This is a genomic window from Xanthomonas sp. A1809, from assembly GCF_017746015.1.
Taxonomy (GTDB): domain Bacteria; phylum Pseudomonadota; class Gammaproteobacteria; order Xanthomonadales; family Xanthomonadaceae; genus Xanthomonas; species Xanthomonas euvesicatoria.
Genome location: NZ_JAGHWZ010000019.1, coordinates 1 through 8,064 on the forward strand (window position 1 = coordinate 1; position 8,064 = coordinate 8,064).

The following is an 8,064-nucleotide window of genomic DNA, read 5'->3' on the forward strand; positions in this document are numbered from 1 at the left end:
CGGAGATCCATCGCTCCGCGAACCTGATTGCTTGCCGGAGGCTGCCGGTCTGTGGCGCAGATATCTGGGTGCCTCGCCAGGAGAGCCAGATTGTCCCACCGGAGATGTGTGCGACGGTTCCGTGGTTGAAATGCATTAGCGCGCTATCTGCGGTCACGGAGACCCAGCGGCAGGCAGGATGGAGAGGTGTCGGCATACGGTCAGCATGTCGCCGGCCGGTTTCATAATATGAGAACGGAACAGGCGCCGATCGTTCAGTTTGTGCGGCCGAGCAGGTAGTTGGCCCAAGCCTGCATCAGTAGCCGCCTCTTCTCGATCAGCGCACCGCGCCGATAAGCGGCCTCTGCCTTGTTGCGGATCGCATGCGCCAGCGCCATCTCCACTACCTCGCCGGGCGTGTCCTGCGTCTCGGCGGCCCAATCGCGGAAGCACGACCGGAACCCATGCACCGTGAAGGGTAGGCCAAAGCCCTTGGGCGCCGGCTTCTGGACCAGATACAGCATGGTGTTCTCGGACATCGCGAACGGAGGTAGCTTGCGATCCAGGCCACGCAGGATGGTCAGTGCGGCCGTCGACAGTGGCACGAAGTGATCCCGGCCGCCCTTCATGCGCTCGGCCGGGATAGACCAGATGCCGGCGGCCAAGTCGAACTCGTCCCAGCTGGATCCGGTCACCTCTTCCGTTCGCGCCGCGGTGAGGATGGTGAACTGAAGCGCGCGCCGGCTACGGGCGTCGCGCTCGCGCAGTCGGGCCATGAAGGCCGGCGCATCACCGTAGGGCATCGCCGCGTGGTGCTGGGGCTTGCGCACCTTGCTCGGCCTGGGCAGAAGATTGTCCAGGTGGCCGCGCCAGCGCGCCGGGTTGTCGCCCTGGCGGTGGCCATGCACCTTCGCCCAGTCGAGCACGCGCTCGATGCGCGCGCGCAGGCGCGACGCGGTCTCTGTCTTGGTGGTCCAGATCTGTCGCAGGCAGGCCATCACGTGCGCCGTGTCGATATCCGCCACTGGCATGTCCCGCGCCGGCCCGTGGTCCCGCAGCGACTGCGTCCATTGCTCCGCCTGGGCGTCGTTCTTCCAACCGGCCTTCTGGCTTTCGATGAGCGCATCGGCGCACTCGCCAAACGTCAGGCCGACCGACCTGGCCTGCACGCGCGCGGTGATGGGGTCACGGCCTTCCAGCAGCATGCGCCGGTGCTCGACGACAGCGCGCCGAGCCTCCTGCAGGCTGACCAGCGTGGTCGAGCCCAGTCCCATCTCTCGCCGGCGGCCGCGCAATTGGAATCTGAAGACCCAGGACTTGGACCCAGTTGGTCCCACGAGCAGATATAGACCGCCGCCGTCAGCGTGGTAGCCTTGCGCTGTGATGGTTTGGGCCGCCCTGGCGCTCAATCGATTGGTGGGCCTAGCCATGCTGCCCCATGCTTTGCCCCATGTTTATGCCTGCGATTGGGTGAGGCAGCATGATCCCGTCAGGGAGTCGCAGGGCTTGCGATTCAGGCATCTTGAGACCGCGTGAGACTGGATGAGGGGTGAATATCGGCCTCTCGCTCCGCCAGTGTTCTAACGCCCGCAAATCACTGATTTGTGGGCGTTTTTATTTGTGCTGCGGGTTCGTCGAGAAGGCGATACTGCTTGAGAGCGTCGCCTGCGGCAAGGCGTGTCGTCGAATCTGCGATATCCGTGGGTGCTCGCTGGCGTTGGTTCAACGCTGCAGACGCCCTGGAGCACACTCCTGCCAACAGTACCCAGGCCATCAGTGAGGACGGCGAAAGGGTCACGCTGTGCGCGCGTCGCCAGCGGCCACAGTGCTTCAGGGAGTATCGCCTCCGAGCTCGGTTGCTAGCCGGAGGCTGGTAACGATTCTTTGCGTCTCTCACCGGCTGCATCTCAAGCATGAGAGTTGCCAGCTAGCGAAGGCCCTGGTCTTGCTCGCATCGCTCGACAGTCGATAGTGACGCCTTAGGCGCCTGCAGCGCGAGCGTGAGATTCCTTGTCGCGTTGCGAAGAGGTCGCGTCCTGCGTGCTCGCTGCCCCTCCGCCGGATTTCGGCGCATCTCTGACATGTCATTCCATTGGCATGGTGGTGGCATGCGCTTGCGGAGAGGGCGCGACACCTGGCGAAGCAGCACTCTCCAGTGTCGTGTACGCCAACGCGCCGTGCAGCGCATCGAGCCAGGCGCATCGACGTCAGTAATGAGCCTCGTATCGATGGCGTCTTGGGCACTTCGGTTTTTTGCCGCCTTGCGCATGCAGGCGGGTGGTGTACGAAGGCGCTGATTCTGCGCGCGAGAGTACAGCGTTGGATTTGTCGCTGCTGCAACTGGAGCGATGCGCCACTGCACTCCAGCGAACCATCCAAGGAATAAGGATCAAAACCAAAACCAACCAAAGCCAGAACCGGGGCCGAAGACCCGGCGTGAAGTGCCTATCGATATTCGGCAGTCGAGGCTGGCAGCGCAGCTATTGAGGTCTTGCACCCCGTTGGATCGCCTGCCCGGGATGCCATAAAGGCAACTCAGGGCCAGTGCCATTGCCGCTTCGCGCCGGAGCGCGTCGCCGCTGCCTTACGCATCTGAACCGCCTTGTAGATGCGGTACGTGGTGGGGGTCAAGTAACCGGCGCATGGGTCGCTAAGGACGTGAACCATATCTCGGATGTTGACGTGATGCGCCTATCGCACCTGCTTGGACGTGTGTTCTCCTTCTGGGGTCGCGGGCTGCAACACAAGGTCGCAGCGGTGGACCGGGTGATGGCGGTGATCGAGTTCGATCTGGACGGTCGCATTCTGGATGCAAACTCGAACTTCCTGGCCCTGATGGGGTATCGGCTGGACGAGGTGGTCGGCCAGCACCACCGCATGTTCGTGACGGCCGCAGATCGCGACAGCGAAAGCTATCGGCACTTCTGGGAAGGGCTGCGGCGCGGCGACTTCAATGCCGGGCGCTTCTGCCGGCTGGACAAGCGCGGGCACGAGGTGTGGATCAATGCCTCCTACAACCCGTTGCTGGATCGATCCGGCAAGGCATATCGCGTGGTGAAGTACGCCACCGACATCACTGCGCAGGTACGCCAGACAGCCGACTTCGAGGGGCGCATCGACGCCATCGACAAGGTGATGGCGGTCATCGAGTTTTCGCTGGACGGCACCGTGCTCGCGGCCAACCAGAATTTCCTGCACGTGATGGGCTACCGGCTCGAGGAGATTCGCGGCAAGCACCATGGCATGTTTGTCGATGCCGGCACGCGCCAGTCAGCTGCGTATCGCGCGTTCTGGGATTCGCTCGGGCGCGGTGCCTTCGATGCGGGCCGCTATCGGCGCATCGGCAAGGACGGCAGGGAGGTGTGGATCCAGGCGTCCTACAACCCGGTGCTCGATGAGCACGGGCGACCGTACAAGGTGGTCAAGTACGCCACCGACGTGACCCGCCAGGTGATCGATTCGGCCGATGCGGACGGGCGTATCCGGGCGATCGACAAGGTCATGGGGGTGATCGAGTTCGACCTGCAAGGGAACGTGCTCGGTGCGAACGAAAACTTCCTGACCATCATGGGGTATCCGGCGGCCGAGGCGATCGGCCAACACCACAGCGTGTTCGTCGATGCGGCCTACTGCGCGTCCGAGGAGTACCGGCAGTTCTGGGCAAAACTGGCGAGCGGCCAGTTCGATGCGGGACGTTATCGCCGACTGCGCAAGGATGGCAGCACGGTATGGATCCAGGCTTCCTACAACCCGATCCTGGACGTCTCCGGGCGACCCTACAAGGTGGTCAAATACGCAACCGACGTCACTGACCAGGTGCGTTCGGCCGAACGGATGCGCGATTTGATGCTGCAGACCATGAGCATTGCGCAGAACGTGCAGCGCGAGGCGCACCATATTTCCGTGAGCAACCAGGAGCTGGTCAGTCGCGTGTCTACGCAGTCTGCTGCGGTGGCGCAGACCTCGAGCACGATCGATCAGCTGGCCGCAACGGTGCGGGCCAATTCCGAGAATGCCGGTTCGGCGCGGCGCATGGCCGAAGACTCGGCCACGGTGGCGCGGCGCGGTGCCGAGGTCATTGCCGATGTGGTCAAGACCACCGCCGGCATCCGCTCGGCGACCGACCGCATCGGTCAGATCATCGAGGTGATCGACGGCATCGCGTTTCAGACCAACATCCTGGCCCTGAACGCTGCGGTCGAGGCGGCGCGTGCGGGCGAACAGGGGCGCGGTTTTGCGGTGGTGGCGACCGAAGTGCGTAGCCTTGCGCAGCGCTGCAGCGTGTCGGCCAGGGAGATCCGGTCCCTGATCGACAACGCGACCGATCAGGTCGGCGATGGCTCGCGCCTGGCCGAACAGGCCGGTGTGGTGATGCAGGACATGGTGACGTCGGTCCTGCGCGTCACTGCGACCGTGGAGCAGATCGCCGCTGCCAGCCATGATCAGGCGCTGGACATTTCCAGCGCCAATACCGCGTTGCAGTCGATCGGCGTGCAGGCGCGCGACCAGGCGCAGATGGTGGGCGACTTGGCGCGTTCAGCGCGCGTGCTGGAAGGCGATGCGGATGCGCTGTTCGCCTTGGTCAATGGCGATGCAGATGGCGGGGCGGATCGCGCGCCAGTGCAGGTCGATGCGCAGGCTGCGCGGCGCGCGACAGCGAAAGTGGCGTGATGATGGTTCACTGCGTTTCGCAAGCGACGTCGTGATGTGCCCTCACATATTGCAACTTCCTTTAGTAGTGGATCTGGGCGCAAGTGCCCGAACCTGCGGTGCTGAGGCAGTCGCTGCCATCAGCGCCGCTGCGACGACATATCGACCGCAGTAAAGATGCGAGCGGCGATTGGCAACACATCGATCGCAGCGCGCAACCGGCAGTCGCAAATCGCATGTCCGTGTCGCGGATCTTGGGCATCAAGGCATAGGGCGTAAGCCACGTGCCATCAGCTGCCGCGTCAGGGTTGGTCAGCTCCCAAGAAGCTGCGCACAAGACAAAGCCCGCGTAAGCGGGCTTTGTTTGTTTCGGCACTGGCCAGCGCATCGCACACCATCCTGCGCAGGTACGCCATCCAGCCAGCCTTGCTTTACTTGGGCAGGTCGAACACCAGGACTTCGGCATCGCGTGCATCGGCCAGTACGATTTCCGGCTCGCCGACGATCTGCACCGCGTCGCCAGCCGATAGCGCTTGCCCATTGACGCTCAGGCTGCCGCGGGCCACCTGCACGTAGCCGATGCGGCCTTCGGCCAGCGGCTGCTGCAAACGCGCCTGGCCATCCAGGATCGAGGCATACAGGCGTGCGTCCTGGTGCAGGCGCAGGGAGCCATGGTCACCGCCTGGCGAGGCGATCAAGCGCAACTGGTTACGCTTGCTCTCGGCATCGAAGTGCTTTTCTTCGTAGCTTGGCTCGATGCCGGCACGCTCGGGCATTACCCAGATCTGCAGGAAGTGCACAGGCTCGCTGGCCGAGTGATTGAACTCGCTGTGCGTCACGCCGCTGCCGGCGCTCATCCGCTGCACGTCGCCATAATGCAGGACCGAGCCGGTGCCCATGCTGTCCTTGTGTTCCAGCGCGCCGCCCAGGACATAGGAAATGATCTCCATGTCGCGGTGAGCGTGGGTGCCGAAGCCTTCGCCCGGTTGCACCTTGTCCTCGTTGATCACCCGTAGCGGGCCAATGCCCATATGGCGCGGATCGTGATAGCTGGCAAAGGAGAAGGTGTGGCGCGAGGACAGCCAGCCATGTTCGGCGCGGCCACGGGTTTCGCTCTTGCGGACATTCAACATGCTGCTTCTCCTGGAAGGTTTGAAATTGGCGCTGGGCGATCGGTGTCCAGCGGCTTGATGCGTAGTCTCCACCTCTGCGTCCGGCACAAAAAGCGAGTAGATTTGGCCGCTATCATCGAAAATTTCGAACAATGAAAATCAGCCTGGAAGCACTGCAGATCCTGGATGCCATCGACCGGCGTGGCTCGTTCGCGGCCGCAGCCAAGGTGCTGTTCAAGGTGCCTTCGACGATTTCCTACACGGTGTCCAAACTGGAAGAGGATCTGGGCGTGCAGCTGTTCGAGCGGGTGGGACCCAAGGCCACGCCGACCCAGGCGGGCCGCGAGCTGTTGCGCGAGGGGCGCCACTTGCTGCGTGCCGCGCAAGAGCTGGAGGTGCGGGTGCGGCGCGTGGCCTCCGGCTGGGAGTCGGATTTTGCGATCGGGCTGGATGGGGTGCTGCCTGCGGCCTTGCTGCAGCCGCAGATCCTGGACTTCTACACCGTGGCCGACAGCACGCGGCTGCGCGTGCTGAGCGAGTCGTTGTCGGGCAGTTGGGAGGCGCTGCTGGACAGGCGCGTGGACCTGATCGTGGCGGCGGGCGAGGGGCCCAGTGGCGGCGGCTATGTGGCCGAGCCGATCGGCACGTTGCGGTTCGTGTTTGCCGTGGCATCCACGTCTCCGCTGGCGGAAGCCGGCCTGCTGGGCGCGGCGGAGCTGGCCGAACACCGTGCAATTGCCGTGGCGGACTCGGCGCGGCGCCTGCTGCCGCGCACGGTCGGGCTGCTCTCCGGGCGCGATGTGCTCACCGTGCCCGACATGCAGACCAAGCTGCTGCTGCAACTGGCCGGCGCCGGCTACGGCTTTCTGCCCGAACCGTATGCGCGCGGGGCGCTGCAGGAGGGCCGGCTGCGGGAGGTGCAGGTGGACACCCGCAAGCCCGACGAAACCTTTTATCTGGCATGGCGGCCGGGCGAAGAAGGGGAGGCATTGAGCTGGTGGCGGCGCGCCTTGCGTAGCGAAGGCCTGTTCGAGCGCTGGTTGCACGCCTTGGCCGCAACGTATCGTTCCGTCGCTGCCGGGCAGTCGCCGCCGTGAGGGAGGGCGGATAATGGTGCCCCGCCGTCGCGCAGGGTCGTCGCATGCAAGGCTTGATCGAACAGTACGGATTGGCGCTGGTGTTCGCCAACGTGCTGGCGTTGTCGCTGGGGCTGCCGGTGCCAGCGCTGCCGACCCTGGTGCTGGTCGGTGCCAGCTATGCGTTGCAAGGGGGCGGCGATGCCTGGCTGGCCGGGCTTGCGGCGTTGGCGGTGTCTGTCGCGGCAAGTCTCTTGGGCGATCTGGTCTGGTATCTGGCCGGTCGCCGCTTCGGTAACCGCACCTTGCAGTCGCTGTGTCGGCTGTCGCTCTCGCGCGACAGCTGCATGAAGCAGACCGAGCGCTTTTTTTCGCGCTGGGGCGTGCGCGTGCTGGCGGTCGCCAAGTTCGTGCCGGGCTTGTCGATGGTCTCGGTGCCGATGGCCGGAGCAATGCGGGTACGTCCTGCGGCGTTCCTGCGATACGACGCCTTCGGTGCATCGTTGTGGGCGTTGGTCGGCCTGGGTGTGGGTGCTGTGTTCGCGCGTCAGGTGCAGGACGTGCTCGCCTTGCTGTCCGAACTCGGCTCGGGCGCGATCGTGGTCTTGGCGGCCTTTCTGGCCGGCTATGTCGGTTGGCGCTGGTGGCGACGGCAGAGCCTGTTGCGATCGCTGGAGCATGCGCGCATCGCGGTAGAGGAGCTGGTGCCGTTATTGGATGGCGAAGAAAGCCTGCGACCGACCGTACTGGATATCCGCGCTCCGGGCTATCGCCAGTTGCAGCCATACACGATTCCTGGCGCCGTGTTCGCCGATGAGCGTCAGCTGGCGCAGATCCTTGCCAGCGTGCCGCGCGATCGTAGTGTGGTGATCTACTGCGCGTGTCCGGACGAGGTGTCTGCAGCATGGCTGGCCGCGCGGATGCGCGAGCGCGGGTACCGCGATGTGCGGCCACTGTTGGGCGGTCTGGATGCATGGCGCGATGCCGGGCATCCGGTGACATCGCTGGTGCCGGTGACGGTGGTTGCCGACGCGAACGCGGCTACTGCCACGGCCTGATTGCCCTGGAGGCGGTGCCTGTGGTGAGGTCGGCGAGCGCGTTGCTCAGAGATCGGCATCGCGCGATGGAACAGCACACTCAATGCAACGCAATGCGCGCCATCGTCTGCTTCGGCAAAAACGACGGGCAAAAAAAAGACCAGCAAGCTGGTCGTTTTCTTCAAGATTGGTGCGCCCGGAGAGATTCGA

The 8,064-nt window shown here is 64.4% G+C and carries 5 protein-coding genes; 3 read left to right on the top strand and 2 right to left on the bottom strand.

The window, feature by feature from the left end; genetic code table 11:
* Positions 1-254 precede the first annotated feature (254 nt).
* On the bottom strand, positions 255-1,409 hold the full coding sequence (locus J7396_RS20615) for a site-specific integrase (protein WP_046932049.1): 1,155 nt from the start codon (positions 1,407-1,409) through the stop codon (positions 255-257).
* Between the two features lie 1,282 nt (positions 1,410-2,691).
* Here J7396_RS20615 and J7396_RS20620 point away from each other — a divergent pair.
* The gene (locus J7396_RS20620; protein WP_029819220.1) at positions 2,692-4,650 is read left to right on the top strand and encodes a PAS domain-containing methyl-accepting chemotaxis protein; all 1,959 of its coding nucleotides are present in this window, start codon (positions 2,692-2,694) and stop codon (positions 4,648-4,650) included.
* Positions 4,651-5,060: 410 nt separating this feature from the next.
* On the opposite strand, the gene J7396_RS20625 is transcribed toward J7396_RS20620, so the two are convergent.
* Positions 5,061-5,762 (bottom strand): pirin family protein, encoded by a 702-nt coding sequence (locus J7396_RS20625; RefSeq protein WP_011347116.1) that lies wholly within the window; start codon positions 5,760-5,762, stop codon positions 5,061-5,063.
* Positions 5,763-5,893: 131 nt separating this feature from the next.
* On the opposite strand from J7396_RS20625, the gene J7396_RS20630 reads away from it, so the two are divergent.
* Together J7396_RS20630 and J7396_RS20635 are read left to right on the top strand one after the other, a co-directional pair.
* Positions 5,894-6,838 (top strand): LysR substrate-binding domain-containing protein, encoded by a 945-nt coding sequence (locus J7396_RS20630; RefSeq protein WP_209262027.1) that lies wholly within the window; start codon positions 5,894-5,896, stop codon positions 6,836-6,838.
* 44 nt (positions 6,839-6,882) lie between these two features.
* Positions 6,883-7,875 (top strand): DedA family protein/thiosulfate sulfurtransferase GlpE, encoded by a 993-nt coding sequence (locus J7396_RS20635; RefSeq protein ID WP_011347118.1) that lies wholly within the window; start codon positions 6,883-6,885, stop codon positions 7,873-7,875.
* The last annotated feature ends 189 nt before the right edge of the window (positions 7,876-8,064 follow it).